At 71.6% G+C, this 19,535-nt stretch carries 20 protein-coding genes; 8 read left to right on the top strand and 12 right to left on the bottom strand.

Features of this window, described 5'->3' with window-relative positions; all coding sequences use genetic code 11:
- Nucleotides 1–15: 15 nt before the first annotated feature.
- From Q0741_RS26825 to radA, 7 genes are all read right to left on the bottom strand, one after another.
- On the bottom strand, nucleotides 16–978 hold the full coding sequence (locus tag Q0741_RS26825; RefSeq protein ID WP_298236257.1) for an alpha/beta fold hydrolase: 963 nt from the start codon (nucleotides 976–978) through the stop codon (nucleotides 16–18).
- A 1-nt stretch (nucleotide 979) separates the two neighbouring features.
- Nucleotides 980–1,432, bottom strand: coding sequence for a nuclear transport factor 2 family protein (locus Q0741_RS26820; RefSeq protein ID WP_298236256.1), 453 nt, complete (start codon nucleotides 1,430–1,432; stop codon nucleotides 980–982).
- 22 nt (nucleotides 1,433–1,454) lie between these two features.
- The gene (gene purU, locus Q0741_RS26815; RefSeq protein ID WP_298236255.1) at nucleotides 1,455–2,339 is read right to left on the bottom strand and encodes a formyltetrahydrofolate deformylase; all 885 of its coding nucleotides are present in this window, start codon (nucleotides 2,337–2,339) and stop codon (nucleotides 1,455–1,457) included.
- Nucleotides 2,340–2,499: 160 nt separating this feature from the next.
- Nucleotides 2,500–2,709 carry a zinc-finger domain-containing protein gene (locus Q0741_RS26810; RefSeq protein ID WP_298236254.1) on the bottom strand — a complete coding sequence of 70 codons (210 nt, stop codon included), beginning with the start codon at nucleotides 2,707–2,709 and terminating at the stop codon, nucleotides 2,500–2,502.
- A 16-nt stretch (nucleotides 2,710–2,725) separates the two neighbouring features.
- Entirely contained in the window at nucleotides 2,726–3,649 is a 924-nt protein-coding gene (locus tag Q0741_RS26805) for a branched-chain amino acid transaminase (RefSeq protein WP_298236253.1), read from the bottom strand.
- A gap of 105 nt (nucleotides 3,650–3,754) precedes the next feature.
- On the bottom strand, nucleotides 3,755–4,156 hold the full coding sequence (locus tag Q0741_RS26800) for a hypothetical protein (RefSeq protein ID WP_298236252.1): 402 nt from the start codon (nucleotides 4,154–4,156) through the stop codon (nucleotides 3,755–3,757).
- A gap of 26 nt (nucleotides 4,157–4,182) precedes the next feature.
- Complete coding sequence (gene radA, locus Q0741_RS26795; RefSeq protein ID WP_298236251.1) at nucleotides 4,183–5,556, bottom strand: DNA repair protein RadA; 1,374 nt, start codon at nucleotides 5,554–5,556, stop codon at nucleotides 4,183–4,185.
- 164 nt (nucleotides 5,557–5,720) lie between these two features.
- On the opposite strand from radA, the gene Q0741_RS26790 reads away from it, so the two are divergent.
- Nucleotides 5,721–6,905 (top strand): SGNH/GDSL hydrolase family protein, encoded by a 1,185-nt coding sequence (locus Q0741_RS26790; protein WP_298236250.1) that lies wholly within the window; start codon nucleotides 5,721–5,723, stop codon nucleotides 6,903–6,905.
- A 45-nt stretch (nucleotides 6,906–6,950) separates the two neighbouring features.
- Here the strand turns inward: Q0741_RS26790 and Q0741_RS26785 are convergent, their stop codons facing one another.
- Genes Q0741_RS26785 through alr form a run of 3 tightly spaced genes read right to left on the bottom strand, consistent with a single transcriptional unit; the run spans nucleotide 6,951 to nucleotide 10,244 of the window.
- Nucleotides 6,951–8,702, bottom strand: a complete 1,752-nt coding sequence (locus Q0741_RS26785) for a tetratricopeptide repeat protein (RefSeq protein WP_298236249.1) — start codon at nucleotides 8,700–8,702, stop codon at nucleotides 6,951–6,953.
- A 35-nt stretch (nucleotides 8,703–8,737) separates the two neighbouring features.
- The gene (gene arfB / locus Q0741_RS26780; RefSeq protein ID WP_298236248.1) at nucleotides 8,738–9,142 is read right to left on the bottom strand and encodes an alternative ribosome rescue aminoacyl-tRNA hydrolase ArfB; all 405 of its coding nucleotides are present in this window, start codon (nucleotides 9,140–9,142) and stop codon (nucleotides 8,738–8,740) included.
- Nucleotides 9,143–9,146: 4 nt separating this feature from the next.
- The gene (alr, locus tag Q0741_RS26775) at nucleotides 9,147–10,244 is read right to left on the bottom strand and encodes an alanine racemase (protein ID WP_298236247.1); all 1,098 of its coding nucleotides are present in this window, start codon (nucleotides 10,242–10,244) and stop codon (nucleotides 9,147–9,149) included.
- A gap of 185 nt (nucleotides 10,245–10,429) precedes the next feature.
- On the opposite strand from alr, the gene lplT reads away from it, so the two are divergent.
- From lplT to Q0741_RS26755, 4 genes are all read left to right on the top strand, one after another.
- On the top strand, nucleotides 10,430–11,707 hold the full coding sequence (gene lplT / locus Q0741_RS26770; RefSeq protein ID WP_298236246.1) for a lysophospholipid transporter LplT: 1,278 nt from the start codon (nucleotides 10,430–10,432) through the stop codon (nucleotides 11,705–11,707).
- Complete coding sequence (locus tag Q0741_RS26765; RefSeq protein ID WP_298236245.1) at nucleotides 11,704–12,588, top strand: DMT family transporter; 885 nt, start codon at nucleotides 11,704–11,706, stop codon at nucleotides 12,586–12,588. Before lplT ends, Q0741_RS26765 begins: the two co-directional genes overlap by 4 nt.
- Before the next feature lie 68 nt (nucleotides 12,589–12,656).
- Complete coding sequence (locus tag Q0741_RS26760; protein WP_298236244.1) at nucleotides 12,657–13,154, top strand: glutathione peroxidase; 498 nt, start codon at nucleotides 12,657–12,659, stop codon at nucleotides 13,152–13,154.
- A gap of 62 nt (nucleotides 13,155–13,216) precedes the next feature.
- On the top strand, nucleotides 13,217–14,410 hold the full coding sequence (locus Q0741_RS26755; protein WP_298236243.1) for an amino acid aminotransferase: 1,194 nt from the start codon (nucleotides 13,217–13,219) through the stop codon (nucleotides 14,408–14,410).
- A 3-nt stretch (nucleotides 14,411–14,413) separates the two neighbouring features.
- Here the strand turns inward: Q0741_RS26755 and Q0741_RS26750 are convergent, their stop codons facing one another.
- Nucleotides 14,414–15,340, bottom strand: coding sequence for a LysR family transcriptional regulator (locus Q0741_RS26750; RefSeq protein WP_298236242.1), 927 nt, complete (start codon nucleotides 15,338–15,340; stop codon nucleotides 14,414–14,416).
- 122 nt (nucleotides 15,341–15,462) lie between these two features.
- Here Q0741_RS26750 and Q0741_RS26745 point away from each other — a divergent pair, with 122 nt between their 5' ends.
- On the top strand, nucleotides 15,463–15,705 hold the full coding sequence (locus Q0741_RS26745) for a hypothetical protein (protein WP_298236241.1): 243 nt from the start codon (nucleotides 15,463–15,465) through the stop codon (nucleotides 15,703–15,705).
- Between the two features lie 101 nt (nucleotides 15,706–15,806).
- On the opposite strand, the gene Q0741_RS26740 is transcribed toward Q0741_RS26745, so the two are convergent.
- Entirely contained in the window at nucleotides 15,807–16,451 is a 645-nt protein-coding gene (locus tag Q0741_RS26740) for a glutathione S-transferase family protein (protein WP_298236240.1), read from the bottom strand.
- Nucleotides 16,452–16,594: 143 nt separating this feature from the next.
- Between Q0741_RS26740 and Q0741_RS26735 the strand changes: the two genes are divergently transcribed.
- Together Q0741_RS26735 and Q0741_RS26730 are read left to right on the top strand one after the other, a co-directional pair.
- A complete protein-coding gene (locus Q0741_RS26735) occupies nucleotides 16,595–17,941 on the top strand; it encodes a pitrilysin family protein (protein ID WP_298236239.1) in 1,347 nt (448 codons plus the stop codon).
- Nucleotides 17,941–19,494, top strand: a complete 1,554-nt coding sequence (locus tag Q0741_RS26730; protein ID WP_298236238.1) for a pitrilysin family protein — start codon at nucleotides 17,941–17,943, stop codon at nucleotides 19,492–19,494. Before Q0741_RS26735 ends, Q0741_RS26730 begins: the two co-directional genes overlap by 1 nt.
- Nucleotides 19,495–19,535: the final 41 nt, after the last annotated feature.

The raw sequence follows: 19,535 nt of genomic DNA, 5'->3' as shown, positions 1-19,535 counted from the left end.
TGTTGCTCGATGGTTTCAGCGTGGCGACTGCAGCCAGCGAGTCACGGCACTGGGCAGCGTCAGCACGTGGCCCGGCCAGGCGCCATGCGGAAAGCCCACGTGTCCGCCGTCCAGCGGCTGCCACAGCGTTACGTAGTCGCCGACTTCCGCCTGCGTGGGCAGGCTGGCGGCGGGGATGAAAGGATCGTTGCGGGCGTTGAGCACCAGCGCCGGCACGCGGATGCGGTGCAGGTGCGGCTTGGAGGAGGCGCGCGTCCAGTAGTCCTCGGTGTCGCGGAAGCCGTGCACCGGCGCGGTGAAGGCGTTGTCGAACTCGTAGAGCGTGCGCGCGGCCAGCAGCTTCTCGCGGTCGAACAGGCCCGGGTGCTGCGCCAGCTTGGCCAGCGCCTTGGGCTTCATGGTGCTGAGGAACATGCGCGTGTACACCAGCCGGTTGAAACCCGCACCGATGTGGTGGCCGCCGGCCACGAGGTCCAGCGGCGAGCTCACGGCCGCCACGGCCTGCACCACGCGCGCGGCGCTGTCGCCGCTTTCCTCGGCCCAGCGCAGCAGCGCATTGCCGCCCAGCGACACGCCCACCGCCATGAGGTTGCGGCCGTGGCGCTCGCGCAGGCGCTGCAGGATCCAGCCGACCTCCGCATGGTCGCCCGAGTGGTAGGCGCGCGGCGCAAGGTTGATCTCGCCCGAGCAGCCGCGGAAATGCGGCACCGCGTAGCTCCAGCCCAGCGCGCGCGCGGTGGCGGCGAAGGCCTGCGCATAGTGGCTGCACGAGGAGCCTTCCAGCCCGTGGAACAGCACCAGCAGCGGCGCGCCGGGCGGGCCGTGCTGGAAGTCCACGTCGATGAAGTCGCCGTCCGGCGTGCGCCAGCGCTCGCGCTGGTAGTCGGGGGCAGGGCCCTCGAAGCGGCGGGAGAAGAGCGCCGGCCAGATCGTCTGCAGGTTTCCGCCGGGCAGCCAGTAGGGTGCGCTGTAGTCCATGTCAGTGCAGGACGGTTGGAGCCTCGGAGATCTCGGGAGGCTCTTCGCGTGAGCCTCCGCTTGCATGATGCGCCACCAGGCGCCACCCCTGGGGCCCCTTCAGGTAGACGTTGGTGGCCATCACCCATGCGGTCAAGGGCCCCTCGTCGGTAAGCACCTCCACGCGCTCCAGGAGGTTGTGCACCGCGCAGCCCGGACCCTGCACGCGGCGCACCTGCTCGGGCCGCACGTGCACCGGGCCGTTGGCGAAAATGGCTTCGAAGGTGGCGCGCACCGCCGCCGGGCCCACCACGCGCGGGCCGCCGGGGTGGACGCACACCACCTCGTCGTCGTCCGCCCACACCGCCATCAGCCGTTCGAGGTCGCCGCGCTGCAGCGCCTCGTAGAACTCGATCTCGATCTCCTCGGGCGAGGCCATCAGCGCGGCGGTCTCGGACTTGGGGCGGCGCGCCATGGCCGGTTCCTCGCGCCAGGCGTCAGCGGAACACCACCGTCTTGTGCCCGTTCATGAGCACGCGGTGCTCGACATGCCAGCGCACCGCGCGCGCCAGCACCACGCACTCGACGTCGCGGCCCACGGCGGTGAGGTCCTCGGCGGAGAGGGCGTGGTCCACCCGCTCGACGTCCTGCTCGATGATCGGGCCCTCGTCGAGGTCGGCCGTGACGTAGTGCGCCGTCGCGCCGATGAGCTTGACGCCGCGCGCGTGCGCCTGCGCATAGGGCCGCGCGCCCTTGAAGCTGGGCAGGAAGCTGTGGTGGATGTTGATGGCGCGACCATGCAGCACCTGGCAGAACTCGCCGCTGAGGATCTGCATGTAGCGCGCCAGCACCACCAGGTCGATGCGCTCGCGCTCGATCAGCGCTTCGATCTCGCGCTCCTGTGCGCGCTTGGCCTCGGCGCCCGAGCCGGTGGCCAGCGGCAGGTGGTGGAAGGGAATGCCGTAGCTGGCGGCCAGCTCGGCGAAGTCCGGGTGGTTGGAGACGATGGCCGGGATGTCCACCGCCAGCTGCCCGCTGCGCCAGCGGAACAGCAGGTCGTTGAGGCAGTGACCGAACTTGCTCACCATCAGCAGCACGCGCGGGCGCGCGTTCACCGCATGCAGCCGGGCGTCCATGCGGAACTGCTGGCGCAGGTTGCCCAGCAGCCGTTCCAGCGTCGCGGCGTCCGACAGGTGCTGCGGCGCCTCGAAATGCACCCGCATGAAGAACAGCCCCGTGGCGTCTTCCGCGCCCACGTCGCCGAACTGCTGCGAGTCGATGATGTTGCAGCCCGCCTGGTACAGCAGCCCGGAGACGGCATGGACGATGCCGGGCTGGTCCTGGCAGGACAAAGTGAGAATGAATTCCTGGTCTCGCGGCATGGCAGATGTTCCTTGGCGTCGATTGTAGGGAGGGGCCATCTCCGCCCCGCCGGCGCAAGCCCCGACGCCGCGAGCGGAAGCGGGCGCCGCGGGGACGAAAAAAAGCCGCCCGGCAGGCGGGCGGCTTCTTGCGGGGAGAGTGCCGGCAGGCGGCGCGGCTTCAGTGGTGCGCCGAAACCTTCTCGCCGGCCTTGAGCCGGTAGTGCGTGCCGCAGTACGGGCACCAGCCCTCGCCGGTGGTGGCCACGTCGATGAAGACGCGCGGGTGGTTGCTCCACAGCGCCATCTTCGGGTTCGGGCAGAACACCACGCCCGGGCCCTGCAGCTCGGACGCGCTGACTTCGACGACGGATTTGGCTTCGGTACTCATCACGGTCTCCTTCAACTCAAACCTTGGTCAGCCACTCGGCGTACTTGGCGTTGCGGCCGTTGACGATGTCGAAGAACGCGGCCTGGATCTTCTCGGTGATGGGGCCGCGGTAGCCGCGGCCGATCTCCACGCGGTCGAGCTCGCGGATGGGCGTCACTTCGGCGGCGGTGCCGGTGAAGAAGGCCTCGTCGGCGATGTAGACCTCGTCGCGCGTGATGCGCTTCTCCACCAGCTTCAGGCCCAGGTCCTGGCAGATGGCGAAGATCGTGTTGCGCGTGATGCCGTTGAGCGCGCCGGCGGACAGGTCGGGCGTGTACACCACGCCGTTCTTGATCACGAAGATGTTCTCGCCCGCGCCCTCGCTCACGAAGCCGGCGGAGTCCAGCAGCAGCGCCTCGTCGTAGCCGTCTTCCGTGGCCTCCATGTTGGCCAGGATCGAGTTGCTGTAGTTGCTCACCGCCTTGGCCTGCGTCATCGTGATGTTGACGTGGTGGCGGGTGTAGCTGCTGGTCTTGACGCGGATGCCGCGCTTGAGGCCTTCCTCGCCCAGGTACGCGCCCCAGGCCCAGGCGGCGATCATCACGTGGATCGTGTTGCCCTTGGGGCTCACGCCCAGCTTCTCCGAGCCGATCCACACCAGCGGGCGCAGGTAGCAGCTCTCCAGGTTGTTGGCGCGCACCACCTCGCGCTGCGCCTCCTCGATCTGCTCGATCGAGAAAGGCATCTTCATGCGCAGGATCTTGGCGCTGTTGAACAGCCGCTCGGTGTGCTCGCGCAGGCGGAAGATGGCCGTGCCGTTGACCGTGTTGTAGGCGCGCACGCCCTCGAAGGCGCCGCAGCCGTAGTGCAGCGTGTGGGTCAGGACATGGATCTTGGCGTCGCGCCAGTCGACGAGCTCGCCGTCCATCCAGATCTTGCCGTCGCGGTCGTGCATGGACATCGTGGACTCCGAAGGAATTTGGTGTGACGAAAAACTCTCGATTCTACGAGGCGCCCCGCTCCCGCCCGGCCACGCGGCGCTGATCCAGCGCGCGCCGCGCCGGTACTACGCCACGTCGCCTTCGCGCACGAGCGTCCAGCGCCGGCAGCGCCCGCGCTGCATCTCCACCTCCACGCTGGCGCCGCCGGCATCGCCCCAGCGCCAGCGCTCGGCGCCCGGCGCGTCGTCCGCCGCCCCTTCCAGGCGCTGCCCCAGGCTGCGCGTGAGCGTCACGATGTCGAGCATGCGCATGCCCGGCTTGAGCTTGGCGTTGAGCATCACGGCGCTCTCCACGTAGCCCACGGGCGACTGGCCCGCATTGCGCATCACGCGCACGGCGCGGTTGAACTGCAGCAGCAGCCAGAACACCACCACCGTCAGCCCCAGTACCACACCGCGCCAGCCGTACTGCACGAAGCCCAGCGCCAGCACAGCCAGCGCCAGCGCCCATCCGATCCACTTGTTCATGTCATCCCCTTGTCGTCTTGTTCAGTTCAGTCCAGCTCGCGCAGCACGTGGATCGCCTCTTCGATGCGCTCCACCGGGTGGATGGCCAGCCCTTCGATGGGCTTCTTGGGCAGGTTGGCGCGCGGCACCACCGCCACGCTGAAGCCCAGCTTGGCCGCCTCCTTCAACCGCTCCTGGCCGCGCGGCGCGGGCCGCACTTCCCCGGCCAGGCCGACTTCGCCAAAGGCGATGAAGCCGCGTGGCAGCGGCTTGCCACGCAGGCTGGAGTGGATGGCCAGCAGCACCGCCAAGTCCGCCGCGGGCTCGCTGATGCGCACGCCGCCCACGGCGTTGACGAACACGTCCTGGTCCATGCACGACACGCCCGCGTGCCGGTGCAGCACCGCCAGCAGCATCGCCAGGCGGTCGCGCTCCAGGCCCACCGACAGCCGCCGCGGACTGGGGCCGCCCGAGTCCACCAGCGCCTGCACCTCCACCAGCAGCGGGCGCGTGCCCTCCAGCGTCACCAGCACGCACGAGCCCGGCACCGGCTCGCCGTGCGTGGACAGGAAGATGGCGCTGGGATTGGCCACGCCCTTGAGCCCGCGCTCGGTCATCGCGAACACGCCGATCTCGTTGACGGCGCCGAAGCGGTTCTTGATCGCGCGCACCAGGCGGAAGCTGGAGTGGGTGTCGCCCTCGAAATAGAGCACCGTGTCCACCATGTGCTCCAGCACGCGCGGGCCGGCCAGCGCGCCTTCCTTGGTGACGTGGCCCACCAGCACGATGCTGGTGCCGCCGCCCTTGGCCGCGCGCGTGAGGTGCGCGGCGCACTCGCGCACCTGCGCCACCGAGCCCGGCGCCGAGGTCAGCTGCTCGGAGTAGAGCGTCTGGATCGAGTCGATGACGCAGAAGGCTGGGCGCTCGGCCTCGACGGTGGCCAGGATCTTCTCCAGGTTGATCTCCGCCAGCACGCGCACGCGCGCGCCCTCCAGGCCCAGGCGGCGCGCGCGCAGCGCCACCTGCGCGCCGGACTCCTCGCCGGTGACGTAGAGCACCGGCATCTGCTGCGACAGCGCGTCCACCGCCTGCAGCAGCAGCGTGGACTTGCCGATGCCCGGGTCGCCGCCGATGAGCACCACGCCGCCGGCGACGATGCCCCCGCCCAGCACCCGGTCCAGTTCCTCGATCGCCGTGGGCGTGCGCGCCACGTCGGCGGCCTCGATCTCGCTCAGGGTCGCCACCGGCTGGCTCTTGGCCAGCGCCTGGAAGCGGTTCCTCGACCCTCCCGCGCCGGCGCCGCCTTCCGCCGGCCCTTCCACCAGCGTGTTCCAGGCCCCGCAGGCCGGGCAGCGTCCCAGCCACTTGGCGCTGGTGCCCCCGCACTCGCTGCAGGTGTAGATGCTTTTTTCACGTGCCATGGCGCCATTGTCCCGGCCCACCGCAACCTGCGCCCGCGAGCGGCCAAGGCGGGGCGCTGTTGCGCCCGCGCGCCACCTGCTGAAATGCCCGACAGGCAAGAGGCTCCCCCGTGCCCACACTGGCGCCTTTGGCGTTCAGACACCGCAGGAGAGGGTCCATGGGGATGAAGCGCAACAAGGTGAAGGCGGCTCTGGCGGCGGCCGTGGCGTTGCTGGTGGCGGGTTGCGGCGGTGGCGACGACGCGCCGCCGCCGCCGGCCTATACGCGGATGGTGAGCTTCGGCGACAGCCTCAGTGACGTGGGAACGTACCGCACGCAGGGCATGCAGCAGGTCTTTGGCGGCGGGCAGTTCACCGTCAACGACTACTCCGCCAACCGGCCCAAGGCCGGCACCAACTGGACCGAGCAGCTCGCGCACGAGCTGGCGCTCCCGGCGCCCTGCGCGGCGCGCACTGGGTTGAACTCGCCTGCCACGGGGCTACTGCCTTTCCTGGCCGAGGCGGTGGTGGACCACCCCGACTGCACCAACTACGCCCAGGGCGGCGCGCGGGTCACCGACCCCATCGGGCCGGGCCATGCCGCGACCCTGGCCCTGGGGGACGCCCGCGGCAACCTGGGCGCGCTGACCGAGCCCGTGGCCGTACAGATCGAGCGCCATCTCGCGGCGTCGGGTGGCGGCTTCGCCGCTGGCGACCTGGTCACGGTGATGGCCGGCGGCAACGATGCGCTGGTACAGCTTGCGCCGTTGACGGACGCGATTGCGCGCGGAGCGAGCGACGCCGAGATTGCCGCGCTGGGCCAGCAGGCCGCCGCGGCGCTGTCGCTGGCCAGTACACAACTGGCGGGCCTGATCCAGAGCCAGGTGCTGGCCAAGGGTGCGCAGCGTGTGCTGGTGGTGCTGCTGCCCGACATCGGCGTCACGCCCTCGGCGACGCAGTTGCCTGCGGACAAGCGCGCCGCCCTCTCGCAACTGGCCCTGGCCTTCAACCTGCCGCTGCTGCAGGCTTTTGCCAACGAGCCGCGCGTGCTGGCAGTGGACGCGTACACCGCCAGCGAACTGCAGGCGCTGGCCCCGGAGAAATACGGCCTGAGCAACACCACGCAGCCGGCCTGTGCGCTGTCCGACCAGCGTCGCAACTCGCTGTTCTGCAACACGACGACGGTGGTGGCTGCCGACGTATCCAGGTACTGGTTCGCCGACGAGGTGCACCTCACCCCCTACGGCTACCAGCTGCTGGCGCGCCTGGTGGCCGACACCATGACGCGCGCGGGCTGGCTGGCGCCCTCGGGCTCGCGCCCGTGCAACAACCAGCCCGACGGCTGCACGCTGGCGCCGCTGCCGCAGTAGCCGCCGAATGGCCGGCGCCGTCCTCGCGGCGGTCGCGGGGACGGCTCAGCCGAACTGCCGCTCCAGGTCGCGCAGCACCTGGTCGATGGCGCGCACGGTGGCGTGCTCGCCCGAGGCCTGCGCAATGGCGCGCTGCGCCATCGACAGGGTGCGGAACTCGCTGAGGTGCAGCTCGCCGCGATCGATCAGGCCGTCGAGCAGCTGGCGCGCCTCGTCCAGCCGGCCTTCCTGCACCAGGCCGTACGCCAGCCCGCAGCGGGCGAAGAGGTAGTCGGGATCCCGTGCGAGGGCCTCGCGGTACAGCCGCATCACCTCGTCGAGGGGATCGCCCTGGGCCTGCAGGATGCCGGCGAAGTTGCTCAGCGCCATCGGATGGTCGGGATGCAGCTCCAGCAGTTGCCGGCCCAGCCTGCGCGCCTCGGCCAGGTCGCCGCGCCGGCCGGCCTCGTTCATGCGCTCGGCCAGCGCCAGGCCTGCCTTGGACAGGGTGGTGGGGCGCGGCTCGGTGGTGATCTTCAGGCCCACCGAGCGCACTTCCCGCACGGCATCTCCGGCGCGCATCGGCACCGGCGTGGCCGGGTCGTGCAGCCCATGCTCGTCGAGCCATTGCAGCAGCCGGGTGCGGTCCCTGTCCGGCCCGCCCAGGCTGACCAGCAACCCGGGCAGGGCCTGGCGCGCAGCAGCGTCGCCGCACTCCGCGCGCCGTTCGAGCACGGACAGCGTCGTCAGCCGCGTGCCGCGGTCGGCGATCTCGCAGGCGCGCACCAGGTAGTCCGTATGGGTGTCGAGCGCGTCGAACTGGGCCTCCAGCTTCGCCTGCGTGGCGGCTTGCGAGCCCGGCGTCGTGACCGCGGCAATGCGGCCGAGCGTGCGCGTCCAGCTGCGTGGCAGCCACAGCGTGTCTTCGCCAGGGAACTCCTCTTCCGGATCGCGCAGCGCCTCGAACATGTCTTCCTGCTCGGCCGAGGCGTCGTCCCAGAAAGACTGGTCCGCGCTGTCCTCCCAGGCGGCGCGGGCGCCCTCTTCGTCGCCAAGGAAGCGCAGCGCCGACACGCGCGCGATGGCGTCGTCGCTGCGGCGCGGCCGGCTCGCGCGCAGCGTGGCGGCGAAGCCTCGGCACGGCGCCATGCCTTCGAGCCAGCAGCGCCAGCGCAGGCTGCGCTCCAGCGCGAACAGGTTGTCATGGTTCGCCTGCCAGGCCGCCTCGGCCATGGCCCGCGCGCCGCGCACGTCGCCGCAGTGGAACAGCGCCAGCGCCTGGTTGTTGCGGGCGCTGGGGTGGTCCACCCCGCGCAGCACCTCGATGGCCGCTTCGAAGCGGTCGTCGCTCATGTGCATGCGCCCCAGGTCCATCGCCAGCGCCTGTTCGAAGCTCAGCGGGCCCAGCGGCGTGTCGATGGACGCTTGCGGAGACGCGGGCCTGGGGCCGTCCTCCTCCAGCCCTTGCAGCCGCCACGCGGCCAGGGCCGCGATGGCCGCCAGCCCGGCTTCGTCCGCGTTGTCGGCCAGCGCCTCCAGCGCCAGGTCGCTGCGCGGCGCGGCGTGGTGCCACTCCCAGGCGCGGGCCGCGGCGAGCATCGGCTCGCCGGCGATCTCCTCGATCTCGCAGGCCAGCCCGTACAGCGGCTTGAAGCCAGGGTGGCTGCGGCGCAGCGCGGCGCACTGCTGCCGCGCCTGCGCCACGTGGCCGTATTCGAGCAGGCGGCGCACGGCGGCCACCTGCTCGGGCCGCGGCGCGTCGTCCTTGCGCCGGTCGTGCCCGGCCTTGGCCTTGGCTTTGTTCCTGGTCCTGGACATGGGTCACCTCCTTCCGTGGAGAAACCGGGATCGGTTCAGAAGTCCACGCGCCCGCGCAGCGCCTTGACCGCACCGTGGCGCGCCTTGGCCTCCACGCGGCGGCGCTGCGAGGCCCGGGTGGGCTGGGTGGCGCGGCGCGTTTTGGGCGCCTCGGCCACGCTGTCCACCAGCGCCTGCAGCCGCGCCAGTGCATCGGCGCGGTTCATCTCCTGGCTGCGGTGCTCCTGCGCCTTGATCACCACCACGCCCTCGCGCGTGATGCGCGCGTCGCCCAGCGCCAGCAGCCGCTGCTTGACGTCCTCGGGCAGGGAACTGGCGTGAATGTCGTAGCGCAGGTGGATGGCCGTGGAAACCTTGTTGACGTTCTGCCCGCCCGCACCCTGCGCACGCACCGCGGTGCAGTGCACCTCGTGCGGCTGGACGCGGAGGCTGGGCTTCATGGCTTCAAACCGTGAGCACCGGCACGCGCTGGGCCAGCGCGCACATCAGCTCGTAGCCCAGCGTGCCGGCGGCCTGGGCCACCTCGTCGATCGGCAGCACCGTGCCGCGCGGCCCACGCCCCCACAGCGTCACTTCCGCGCCGGGCTGCGCCGCGGGCACGGGCGACAGGTCCACCGCCAGCATGTCCATCGACACGCGCCCGATGGTGCGCGTGCGCACGCCTTCCACCAGCACCGGCGTGCCCGTGCCGGCGTGGCGCGGGTAGCCGTCGGCATAGCCGCAGGCCACGACCCCGATGCGCATGGGCTGCTCGGCCGTGAAGGTGCTGCCGTAGCCCACCGTCTCGCCCGGCTGCAACTGCTGCACGGCGATGAGCTGCGAGCGCAGCGTCATGGTGGGCTGCAGGCCCCAGTGGGCGATGTCGTTCTCGGGGAAGTCCGGCGCGCTGCCGTAGACCATGATCCCCGGGCGCACCCAGTCGGCGCGCACGCGCGCATCGGCGCCGGCCAGGCGCAGCGTCGCGGCGCTGTTGCTCAGGGAGCGCTCGCCGGGCAGGTCCGCCGTGGCCTCCACGAAGCGCTGCACCTGCGGCTCCACGCCGCGCGGGCCATCGGCATCGGCGAAGTGGGTGACGAAGGAGATCTCGTCCACCTGTGGCAGCGCGTTCAGCCGTGCCCAGGCGCTCCTGAAGGCCTGGGGCCGGAAGCCCAGGCGGTTCATGCCGCTGTTGAGCTTGAGGAACACGCGGTGCGGCTGCTGCGTCTTGTGCGCCGCCAGCCAGTCGATCTGCGCCTCGCGGTGGATCACGTGCCACAGGTCCAGGCGCGAGCACAGTTCCAGGTCGCGCGGCTCGAAGCAGCCTTCGAGCAGCAGGATCGGCCCTCGCCAGTCGAGCTCGCGCAGCCGCCGCGCCTCGTCCAGGTCCAGCAGCGCGAAGCCGTCGGCGCCGCGCAGGGCCTGGAACACGCGCTCGATGCCATGCCCGTAGGCGTTGGCCTTGACCACCGCCCACACCCGCGCGTCGGGCGCGGCGTCGCGGGCGCGCGCCAGGTTGTGGGTGAGGGCGTCGGTGTGGATGAGGGCTTGGATCGGGCGCGGCATGGCACGGCGGCGAAGGCGGAAGTGAGCAGCAATTCTGCCTTTGGGTCCTGGCCCGCTTTCACCATGCGGGAGGCCAAAAAGCCGCGTGCTATAACCCCGCGCTTTGGCTTCAGGCTACCCCCCACCTGCATTTCCTGGCGCAGGCGCCTCCCCCGGGAGCGGCGCGTGCCCTCCGCCCGCTGCGCATGAAAAAAGGCTTCTACACAATCATGTCAGCGCAGTTCTTCAGCTCGCTGGCTGACAACGCGCTGTTCGTCGCGGCGGTCGAACTGCTCAAGACCTCGGGGGCCGCGGAATGGCAGCGCGCGGCACTGGTGCCGATGTTCGCGCTGTTCTACGTGGTGCTGGCGCCCTTCGTGGGCGCCTTCGCCGACGCGGTGCCCAAGGGCAAGGTGATGTTCGTTGCCAACAGCATCAAGGTCCTGGGCTGCCTGATGATGCTGTTCGGCACCCACCCGCTGGCGGCCTACGCCATCGTCGGGCTGGGCGCGGCGGCGTACTCGCCGGCCAAGTACGGCATCCTCACCGAGCTGCTGCCACCGTCGCAGCTGGTCAAGGCCAACGGCTGGATCGAGGGCCTGACCATCGGCTCCATCATCCTGGGCGTGCTGCTGGGCGGGCAGCTCGTCGGCGCCCGGTTCGGCTCGGTGCTGCTGGGCTTCGACCTGCCGCTGATCGACACCGGCGTGGACACGCCGGCCGAGGCCGCCATCGCTTCCATGGTGTTGCTGTACGCCGTCGCAGCGCTGTTCAACCTGCGCATCCCGCGCACCGAGGCGCCGCTGCAGCCGCTGGAGCTCGGCCCCGCCGGGCTGGTGCGCGACTTCTCGCACTGCAACGCGCGGCTGTGGGCCGACAAGCTGGGCCAGATCTCGCTGGCCACCACCACGCTGTTCTGGGGCGTCTCGGGCAACCTGCGCTACATCGTGCTGGCCTGGGCCGCCGCGGCGCTGGGCTATGGCACCACGCAGGCCTCCTCGCTGGTGGGCGTGGTGGCCATCGGCACGGCGGTGGGCGCCATCGTGGCCTCGCTGGCAATGCGGCTGGAGCGCGCCACCGGCGTCATCCCGCTGGGCGTGATGATGGGGCTGCTGGTGATCGGCATGAACTTCATCACCGACGTGTGGATCGCCGCGCCCTTCCTGGTGCTGCTGGGCGGCATCGGCGGCTACCTGGTGGTGCCGATGAACGCGCTGCTGCAGCACCGCGGCCACAACCTCATGGGCGCGGGCCGGTCCATCGCGGTGCAGAACTTCAACGAGCAGGCCTGCATCCTGGGCCTGGGCGCCTTCTACACCGGCATGACCAAGCTGGGCCTGTCGGCCTTCGGCGCCATCACGATCTTCGGCATCGTCGTGGCCGGCACCATGGCGCTGATCGGCCGCTGGCACCAACGCAACTGCGTGCGCCACCGCGACGAGGTCGAGCGGCTGCTGGCCATCGCGCGCAGCGACCGGCATTGACCTCGCCCGCCGTCCTCCCCGCCCTGGCCCTGACCTTCAACGCCTTCGTCTGGGGCGTGTCCTGGTGGCCTTTCCGCCAGTTCCAGGCGCAGGGCCTGCATCCGCTGTGGACCACGGCGCTGATCTACACGCTGGCGGTGCTGCTCATCGCCGCGGCGCAGCCGCGCGCGCTCATGCACCTGCTGCGCACGCCGGTGCTGTGGGTGCTGGTGCTGGCCTCGGGCAGCACCAATGCCGCCTTCAACTGGGGCGTGGCCATCGGCGACGTGGTGCGGGTGGTGCTGCTGTTCTACCTGATGCCGTTGTGGGCGCTGCTGCTGGCGCGGGTGCTGCTGCGCGAGCGCCTGGACACCGCCGCGGGGTTGCGCATGGTGCTGGCGCTGTCCGGCGCAGCCGTCGTGCTGTGGCCGCAGCAGGGCGGCCTGCCGCTGCCGCGCAACCTCGCGGAGGGGCTGGGCGTGGTGGGCGGCTTCTGCTTCGCCCTCAACAACGTGATGCTGCGCCGCGAGGCACACCAGCCCGCGGCCGCGCGCGGCCTGGCCATGTTCCTGGGCGGCGCGGTGGTGGCCGGTGGGCTGGCGGCGCTGCTCACCGCCGCCGGCGCCGTGGCGCCGCCCGCACTGCCCACGCCGGCCTGGGGCCTGGCCGCCGTGGCCTTCAGCCTGTGCTTCATCGCCAGCAACCTGGCGCTGCAGTACGGCGCCTCGCGGCTGCCGGCCAACGTGACGGCGATGGTCATGCTCAGCGAGCTGCTGTTCGCCTCGGTCTCGGCCTTCGCGCTGGGCGCGGACGAGTTCAGCTGGCGGCTGCTGGCCGGCGGCGCGCTCATCGTCACGGCCGTGGTGCTGGCGGCGCGGCGCCCGGGCAAGCCGGCGCACTGAGGGACGGTTTTCGCGCGGGAGGCCGGCGCTACGATGCCCGCTCCCAGGCCACCAAGAAGCCCGACGCCATGAACGACGCGACCACCGTCTACAACTTCGAGGCCCACACCATCGATGGCCGGCCGCTGCCCCTGATGGAATACCACGACCGGGTGCTGCTGATCGTCAACACCGCCAGCCGCTGCGGCTTCACGCCGCAGCTGGCCGGGCTGGAGGCGCTGTGGGAACGCTACCGCGCGCGTGGCCTGGTGGTGCTGGGCTTTCCCTGCAACCAGTTCGGCGGCCAGGAGCCCGGCACCGGCGAGCAGATCCTGGACTTCTGCAGCACGAGATACGGCGTGAGCTTCCCGCTCATGGGCAAGGTCGAGGTCAACGGCGCGCACGCGCACCCGCTCTACAAGTGGCTGTGCGCGCAGGCGCCGGGGCTGCTGGGCAGCAAGGCCATCAAGTGGAACTTCACCAAGTTCCTGGTCGGGCGCGACGGCCGCAGCGTGCGCCGCTACGCGCCCACCGAGCCGCCCGAGAAGCTGGAAACGGACATCGAAAAGGCGCTGCGCGCCGGTTGAGTCCGCGCGGGGCGGGGGCCGCGGGGCCGGCCTATCATCCCGGGTTCTTCGGAGTCAGCCCCATGTTCCAGCACCTCGAGCCCTACGCGGGCGATCCCATCCTGGGCCTCAACGAGCAGTTCCAGACCGATCCCCGCCCCCACAAGGTCAACCTCTCCATCGGCATCTACTTCGACGATGCCGGCCGCATTCCGGTGCTGGAGAGCGTGCGCCGCGCCGAAGCCCAGCTGCTGGAGCAAAGCGCGCCCAAGTCCTACCTGCCCATCGAGGGCTCCGCGGCCTGCCGCGCCGAGGTGCAGAAGCTGCTCTTCGGCGCCGGCCACGAGGCCGTCTCCAGTGGCCGCATCGCCACGCTGCAGACCGTGGGCTCCAGCGGCGGCCTGAAGGTCGGCGCCGACTTCCTCAAGCGCTGGTTCCCCGACGTGGGCGTGTGGGTCAGCGACCCCACCTGGGACAACCACCGCGCCATGTTCGAAGGCGCCGGGCTGCCGGTGCAGACCTACCCGTACTACGACGCCGCCACCGGCGGGCTGAAGTTCGACGCCATGTGCGCCGCGCTGCGCCAAGTGCCCGCGGGCTCGGTGGTGCTGCTGCACGCCTGCTGCCACAACCCCACCGGCGTGGACCTCACGCGCGAGCAGTGGCTGCGGCTCATCCCGATCCTGAAGGAAGGCCGGCTGCTGCCCTACCTGGATCTGGCCTATCAGGGCTACGGCGACGGCATCGAGGAGGACGCCTTCGCCATCCGCGCGCTGGCCGACGCGGGGCTGCGTTTCTTCGTGGCGAATTCCTTCTCCAAGAGCATGAGCCTCTACGGCGAGCGCGCCGGTGCGCTGTCGGTGGTGTGCGCCGACGCGGCCGAGGCCGATCTGGTGCTCGGCCAGCTCAAGGCCACGGTGCGCCGCAACTACTCCAGCCCGCCCATCCACGCCGGCCTGGTGGTGGCCAGGGTGCTGGGCGACGCGCAGTTGCGCGCGCTGTGGGAGTCCGAGGTGGCACAGATGCGCGAGCGCATCGCCGCCATGCGCCGCAGCCTGCACGGCGTGCTCGCCGCCAAGCTGCCGGGGCGCAACTTCGACTACTTCCTGACCCAGCGCGGCATGTTCAGCTACACCGGCCTGAGCGCGGAGCAGGTGGACCGCCTGCGCGAGGAGCACGCCGTCTATCTGGTGCGCTCGGGCCGCATGTGCGTGGCCGGCCTCAACACCGGCAACGTGCAGGCCGTGGCGGACGCGATGGCGGCGGTGCTGGCCTGACGGCTACTCCCCCACCGCCTCCAGCAGCCGCTGGCGCAGCCAGCGCTGCGCCGGGTCGGCGTCCTGGCGCACGTGCCACAGCATCTCCACCTGCACGCTGGCCAGCGCCAGCGGCAGGGGCTGCACCGCCAGCTCCTCCTGGTAGCCGGTGGCGGGCAGGAAGTGGCGCGGCAGCACCGTCAGCAGGTCCGAGCGTGTGACCACCAGCCCGGCGGTGAAGAACTGGTTCACCGTCAGCACGATGCGCCGCTGCAGCCCCTGCGCCGCCAGCGCCTCGTCCACCAGCCCGTGCGGACGGCCCGAGAAGCTCACGAGCAGGTGGTGCGCCTCGCAGAAGGACTCCAGCGTCAGCGGCTGCTGCGCCAGCGGGTGGCCGCGGCGCATCACGCACACGTAGTCGGTCTCGTACAGCCGCGCGTGGCGCAGGATGGCCTCCGGCCCCTGCGCCTGCAGCGCCGCCATCACCCACGGGAAGTGGCCGATGGCCAGGTCCACCTCGGCGCGCTCCACCAGCGGGCGCGGGTCGCGCGTGGTCAGCGGCACGAAGCGCAGGTTCGCCAACGCGTGCTCGCGCTCGATGCTCTCCACCAGCGCCGGCGCCAACAGCGCCGCGGTGGCGTCGGCCAGCGCGACGCGGAAGTTCACCGGGTCCGAGCGCGGATCGAACTCCTCCGGCGCCAGCGCCTGGCGCAGCGAGGCCAGCGCCGCGCGCACCTGCGGCCACAGCGCCTGCGCGTGCGGCGTGGGCTGCATGCCGCGCGCGCCGCGCGTAAACAGCTCTTCGCCCACCGCCTGGTGCAGCCGCTTGAGCGCATGGCTCAGCGCTGGTTGCGTCATCGCCAGCGCCGTTGCGGCGCGGGTGAGGCTGCCCTCGGCCATCACGGCGTCGAAGACGCGCAGCAGGTTCAGGTCCAGCGTGCGGAAGTTCATGATCGATTGTGTTATGCGGTTCGTTTATAGCAGGCTTGCCTACTCTTCAATTGTGTAAATTAGGTGGAAACCCTAGTATTCGGTCCATCGAAGAGTTCGATGTTTTCTGAAGAGGGACCACCATGACTGCCATCACTGTTTCCGCCTTTCGTCGCACTGCGCCGCGCGGCGCCGTGGTCGCGGCCGAGGTCTTCACCCGCATCTGGAACGGCCTGCGCGTGATGTTCGCGCCGGCACCGCGTTCCTTCGAGCAGGAAGTGGCCGACGTCCGCGCCCTGGCCCATGCCCTGCGCCATGAAGACCCGCGCCTGTCGAGCGAGCTGATGTGCGCCGCCGACCGCTACGAGCGGCACTACGTCGGCTGAGGAAGCCGATGCCGGCCGCGTGAGGGCGGCCATTGCGATGAAGCGACTCGGGCCCGTTCAGGGCCCGTTTGCTTTTTGGGGCGCAGCCGTCTTTGGCGCTCTCACACCAGCGGCGCCTGCAGCCCCTCCGCCTCGAACATCTGCTGCACCGCGGGCCGTGCCAGCAGCCGCTGCAGGTACGGTCCCAAGTGCGGGTACTCGCGCGCCGGGCGGTCGAAGTTGCGCGTCCAGCGGCACAGCATCAGCGCGTAGGCATCGGCGACCGTGAAGTCGGTGCCCAGCAGCCACGCGCCGCCGGAAGCCGCCACCTGCTCGTCCAGCCGCTGCAGCATGCCGGCGATCTGCTCCTCGGCCTGCGCGCGCACCTGCGCCGCGGCGGCGGCGTCGCCGCTGTCCACCATGCGCTCCGGGTAGAACCAGTGCATCAGCATGGCTTGCAGCGTGTTGCTCAGCCACAGCACCCACTGGTAGAGGCGCGCGCGCTCGGTGCTGCCCACGGGCGGCGCCAGGCGTGCCCCGGGGAAGCGGTCCGCCAGGTGCAGGCAGATGGCGGCGGCCTCGTAGAGGACCAGCTCGCCATCGACCAGCACCGGGATGCGGCCGTGGGGATTGAGCTTCAGGTAGGCCGGCGACTGGTGCTCGCCGCGCTCGCGGTCCACGAACTTCAGTTCGAAGGGCGCGCCGATCTCCTGCAGCAGCAGGTGCGGCGCCATGCTGGCGTTGCCGGGGTGGTAGTAGAGCTGCATCGCGGTGGAGTAGTGCGGAACGGGACGCGCTGCGTGGCCGTTGCGGCGCGCGCGGGCTTCGGCCGGATCGGGGCATTGTGCCCAGGCGCCGGGCTAGGATGGCCGGGCACTGCTCGCACCAGAACTCGAAAGGAGAGCCGCCGATGCCCCATCGCCGCGATTGCCTGTTTGCCCTGACGGCCCTGGCCACGCTGCCGGCCTGGGCCGCCGCGCCGCCGCAACCCATCCGCGTGCCGCCGCTGCCGCTGCACGAACGCCGGCTGGCCAACGGGCTGCAGGTGCTGGCGCTGCCGGCCCGCAACACCTCCACCGTCAGCGTGCAGGTCTGGTACCGCGTGGGCGGCAAGGACGACCCGCCCGGGCGCTCGGGCTTCGCCCACCTCTTCGAGCACATGATGTTCAAGGGCTCGCGCCACATGGGCTCGCACACCTTCGACCGCCTCACCGAGGACGTGGGTGGCAACAACAACGCCTTCACCGCCGAGGACGTCACGGCCTACCACAGCACCGTGCCGTCGAACCACCTGGAGCGCATCCTGTGGGCCGAGGCCGAGCGCATGGGCAACCTGGTGGTGGACCAGGCCAACTTCGACAGCGAGCGCGCCGTGGTGCAGGAGGAATACCGCCAGCGCGTGCTCGCCAGCCCCTACGGCCGCCTCTTCAACGCCATCCCGCCGCAGGGCTACATCGAGCACCCTTACAAGCGGCCCGTCATCGGCAGCATCGAGGACCTCAACGCCGCGACGCTGGAAGACGTCCGCAGCTTCCACGCCACCTACTACCGCCCCGACAACGCGACGCTCATCGTCTCGGGCGATTTCGATCCGAAGCAGCTCGACGCCTGGGTGGACCGCTACTTCAGCCGCGTCGCCAAGCCCGACCGCCCTGTCCCGCGCGTGACGGTGAAGGAGCCCCGGCGCACCGAGAGCCGCCGTGCCCAGGTCTTCGGCCCCAACGTGCCGCTGCCGGCGGTGGCGCTGATCTGGCAGGGCCCGCGCGCCGACAGCCAGGACGCCGCGGCGCTGAACGTGGCCTCGGCGCTGCTGTCGGCCGGCGAGTCCTCGCGGCTGAACGAGGCGCTGGTGTACCGCGAGCAGTCGGCGCAGGCCGCCGGCTTCAGCACCGACCTCAACGCCGATGCCGGGCTGCTGATGGCCTTCGCCATCGCCGCGGGCGGGCGCTCCACGGCACAGCTGGAGCAGGCGCTGCTGCGCGAGATCGAGCGCCTGGCCACGCGCCGCATTCCCGACGCCGAGCTGGAGAAGGTGCGCACGCAGGTGCTCACCGGCGAGCTGGCCAGCCGCCAGACCCCGCACGGCCGCGCGCAGAGCGTGGGCTGGGCCGTGATCCAGCGCGGCGACCCGCGCGCCGCCGACCGCGAGCTGGCCGAGCTGCAGGCCGTGCGCGCCGCCGACGTGCAGCGCGTGCTCAAGAGCTACGTCCTGGAGCGTCCGCGCGTGACGCTCGACTACACGGAGAAGAAGTCTTGATGAAGGCACCCCGGCTCCTCCCCCTGGCCCTGCTGCTGGCCGCGCTGGCCGCGCGCGCCGCCACCCCCGGCGTGGACGCCCCGCCCGAACCGCAGCCGCCGCGCCCGGCGGTGTTGCCGCCCATGCCCGAGCAGCGCCTGCCCAACGGGCTGCGCGTGATCGTGGCGCCGCGCAGCGACATTCCGCTGGTGAGCGCGCGGCTGCTGGTGCGCGCCGGCCCCGAGACCGACCCGCCGGGCCTGGCCGGGCTGTCCTCCATGGCCGCCACGCTGCTGTCCAAGGGCGCCACGCGCGGCGGCCGCGCGGTGGACGCCACCACGCTGGCGCAGCAGGCCGAGGCGCTGGGCGGCTCGCTGGACACGGGCAGCAGCTGGCGCTCCACCACCGTCTCCATGACCGTCACCACGCCCAAGCTCGACGCGGCGCTGTCGCTCATTGCCGACGTGGCGCGCCGCCCCACGCTGGCGTCCGACGAGCTGGAGCGCGCGCGCACGCAGTCGCTGGACTCGCTGCGCGTGGCGCTGTCGAGCCCCGGCACCGTGGCCGCCATCGCCGCGCGCCGCGCCTACTGGGGCGACTCGCCTTATGGCGTCTCCGTCACGCCGGCCTCGCTGCAGAAGATTTCCGTGGCCGACATCAAGCGCTTCCACGCCGCGCAGTTCCGCCCCGACCAGGCGGCCCTGGTGCTGGCCGGCGACGTGACCGAGGCGCAGGCGCTGCAGCTCGCCCGGCGCCACTTCGGCGACTGGCGCGCGCCGGACACGCCGCTGCCGCCGCTGGTCAGCGCCCAGCCCAGCCCGCAGCAGGACGCCGCCGTGCTGGTGGACATGCCCGGCGCCGGCCAGAGCAGCGTGATGGTGGTGGCCCCCTTCGTCGCGCTGGACAAGGAGGACCGCATCACGCGCCGCATCGGCCAGAGCGCCAACGTGCTGCTGGGCGGCGGCTACTCGGCGCGGCTGAACCAGGAGGTGCGCATCAAGCGCGGGCTGAGCTACGGCGCGCACAGCGAGGCCGAGGCCCATCCCGGCGGCGGCATGTGGAGCGCCAGCGCGCAGACGCAGAACAGCACCGCCGGCCAGGTGCTGCAGGTCATGCGCGAGGAAGTGGAGCGGCTGCGCGGCGCGCCCCCGGGCGCGGACGAACTGGAGGCGCGCAAGGCCACGCTCACCGGCGCCTTCTCGCGCCGGCTGGAGACCGTGGGCGGGCTGGCGGCGACCATCTCCGGCCAGGTGGCGCAGGACCGGCCGCTGGCCGAGCTGCGCGGCTTCGTGGAGGAGATCACCGCCGTGACGCCGCAGCAGGTGCAGGCCTTCGCGCAGAAGTACTGGGCGCCCGAAGCGCTGCGCGGCGTGATCGCCGGCGACCTGAAGGCCGCGGGCGACCTGGCCGGCGTAGGCGCGGCGCAGCGCCTGACGGTGCCGGTGCTGGCCGGCACGGCGGCGGTGCCTCCGGCCTCGCCGGTGGCGCCGCCCGCCTCGGAGCCGGCGTCCACGCCCGTGCCGTCGCCGACGGAGCCCTCGCCCGCGACGCCCGCCACCACGGCGCCGCGCTGACGCCCTGGAACCGCTTTCCCCTTCCGTCTTCCCTGGTCCGT

Origin of the sequence: uncultured Azohydromonas sp. (genome assembly GCF_937926365.1) — a bacterium.
In the GTDB taxonomy this organism is placed as follows: Bacteria; Pseudomonadota; Gammaproteobacteria; order Burkholderiales; family Burkholderiaceae_C; genus Azohydromonas.
This window is presented reverse-complemented; position numbering and strand designations above follow the sequence as displayed.

What these genes read in the sequence shown, in the direction of transcription:
- Q0741_RS26825 (WP_298236257.1), bottom strand. Translation starts at nt 978, where the DNA reads ATGGACTACAGCGCACCCTACTGGCTGCCCGGCGGAAACCTGCAGACG.
- Q0741_RS26820 (WP_298236256.1), bottom strand. Translation starts at nt 1,432, where the DNA reads ATGGCGCGCCGCCCCAAGTCCGAGACCGCCGCGCTGATGGCCTCGCCC.
- purU (WP_298236255.1), bottom strand. Translation starts at nt 2,339, where the DNA reads ATGCCGCGAGACCAGGAATTCATTCTCACTTTGTCCTGCCAGGACCAG.
- Q0741_RS26810 (WP_298236254.1), bottom strand. Translation starts at nt 2,709, where the DNA reads ATGAGTACCGAAGCCAAATCCGTCGTCGAAGTCAGCGCGTCCGAGCTG.
- Q0741_RS26805 (WP_298236253.1), bottom strand. Translation starts at nt 3,649, where the DNA reads ATGTCCATGCACGACCGCGACGGCAAGATCTGGATGGACGGCGAGCTC.
- Q0741_RS26800 (WP_298236252.1), bottom strand. Translation starts at nt 4,156, where the DNA reads ATGAACAAGTGGATCGGATGGGCGCTGGCGCTGGCTGTGCTGGCGCTG.
- radA (WP_298236251.1), bottom strand. Translation starts at nt 5,556, where the DNA reads ATGGCACGTGAAAAAAGCATCTACACCTGCAGCGAGTGCGGGGGCACC.
- Q0741_RS26790 (WP_298236250.1), top strand. Translation starts at nt 5,721, where the DNA reads ATGAAGCGCAACAAGGTGAAGGCGGCTCTGGCGGCGGCCGTGGCGTTG.
- Q0741_RS26785 (WP_298236249.1), bottom strand. Translation starts at nt 8,702, where the DNA reads ATGTCCAGGACCAGGAACAAAGCCAAGGCCAAGGCCGGGCACGACCGG.
- arfB (WP_298236248.1), bottom strand. Translation starts at nt 9,142, where the DNA reads ATGAAGCCCAGCCTCCGCGTCCAGCCGCACGAGGTGCACTGCACCGCG.
- alr (WP_298236247.1), bottom strand. Translation starts at nt 10,244, where the DNA reads ATGCCGCGCCCGATCCAAGCCCTCATCCACACCGACGCCCTCACCCAC.
- lplT (WP_298236246.1), top strand. Translation starts at nt 10,430, where the DNA reads ATGAAAAAAGGCTTCTACACAATCATGTCAGCGCAGTTCTTCAGCTCG.
- Q0741_RS26760 (WP_298236244.1), top strand. Translation starts at nt 12,657, where the DNA reads ATGAACGACGCGACCACCGTCTACAACTTCGAGGCCCACACCATCGAT.
- Q0741_RS26755 (WP_298236243.1), top strand. Translation starts at nt 13,217, where the DNA reads ATGTTCCAGCACCTCGAGCCCTACGCGGGCGATCCCATCCTGGGCCTC.
- Q0741_RS26750 (WP_298236242.1), bottom strand. Translation starts at nt 15,340, where the DNA reads ATGAACTTCCGCACGCTGGACCTGAACCTGCTGCGCGTCTTCGACGCC.
- Q0741_RS26745 (WP_298236241.1), top strand. Translation starts at nt 15,463, where the DNA reads ATGACTGCCATCACTGTTTCCGCCTTTCGTCGCACTGCGCCGCGCGGC.
- Q0741_RS26740 (WP_298236240.1), bottom strand. Translation starts at nt 16,451, where the DNA reads ATGCAGCTCTACTACCACCCCGGCAACGCCAGCATGGCGCCGCACCTG.
- Q0741_RS26735 (WP_298236239.1), top strand. Translation starts at nt 16,595, where the DNA reads ATGCCCCATCGCCGCGATTGCCTGTTTGCCCTGACGGCCCTGGCCACG.
- Q0741_RS26730 (WP_298236238.1), top strand. Translation starts at nt 17,941, where the DNA reads ATGAAGGCACCCCGGCTCCTCCCCCTGGCCCTGCTGCTGGCCGCGCTG.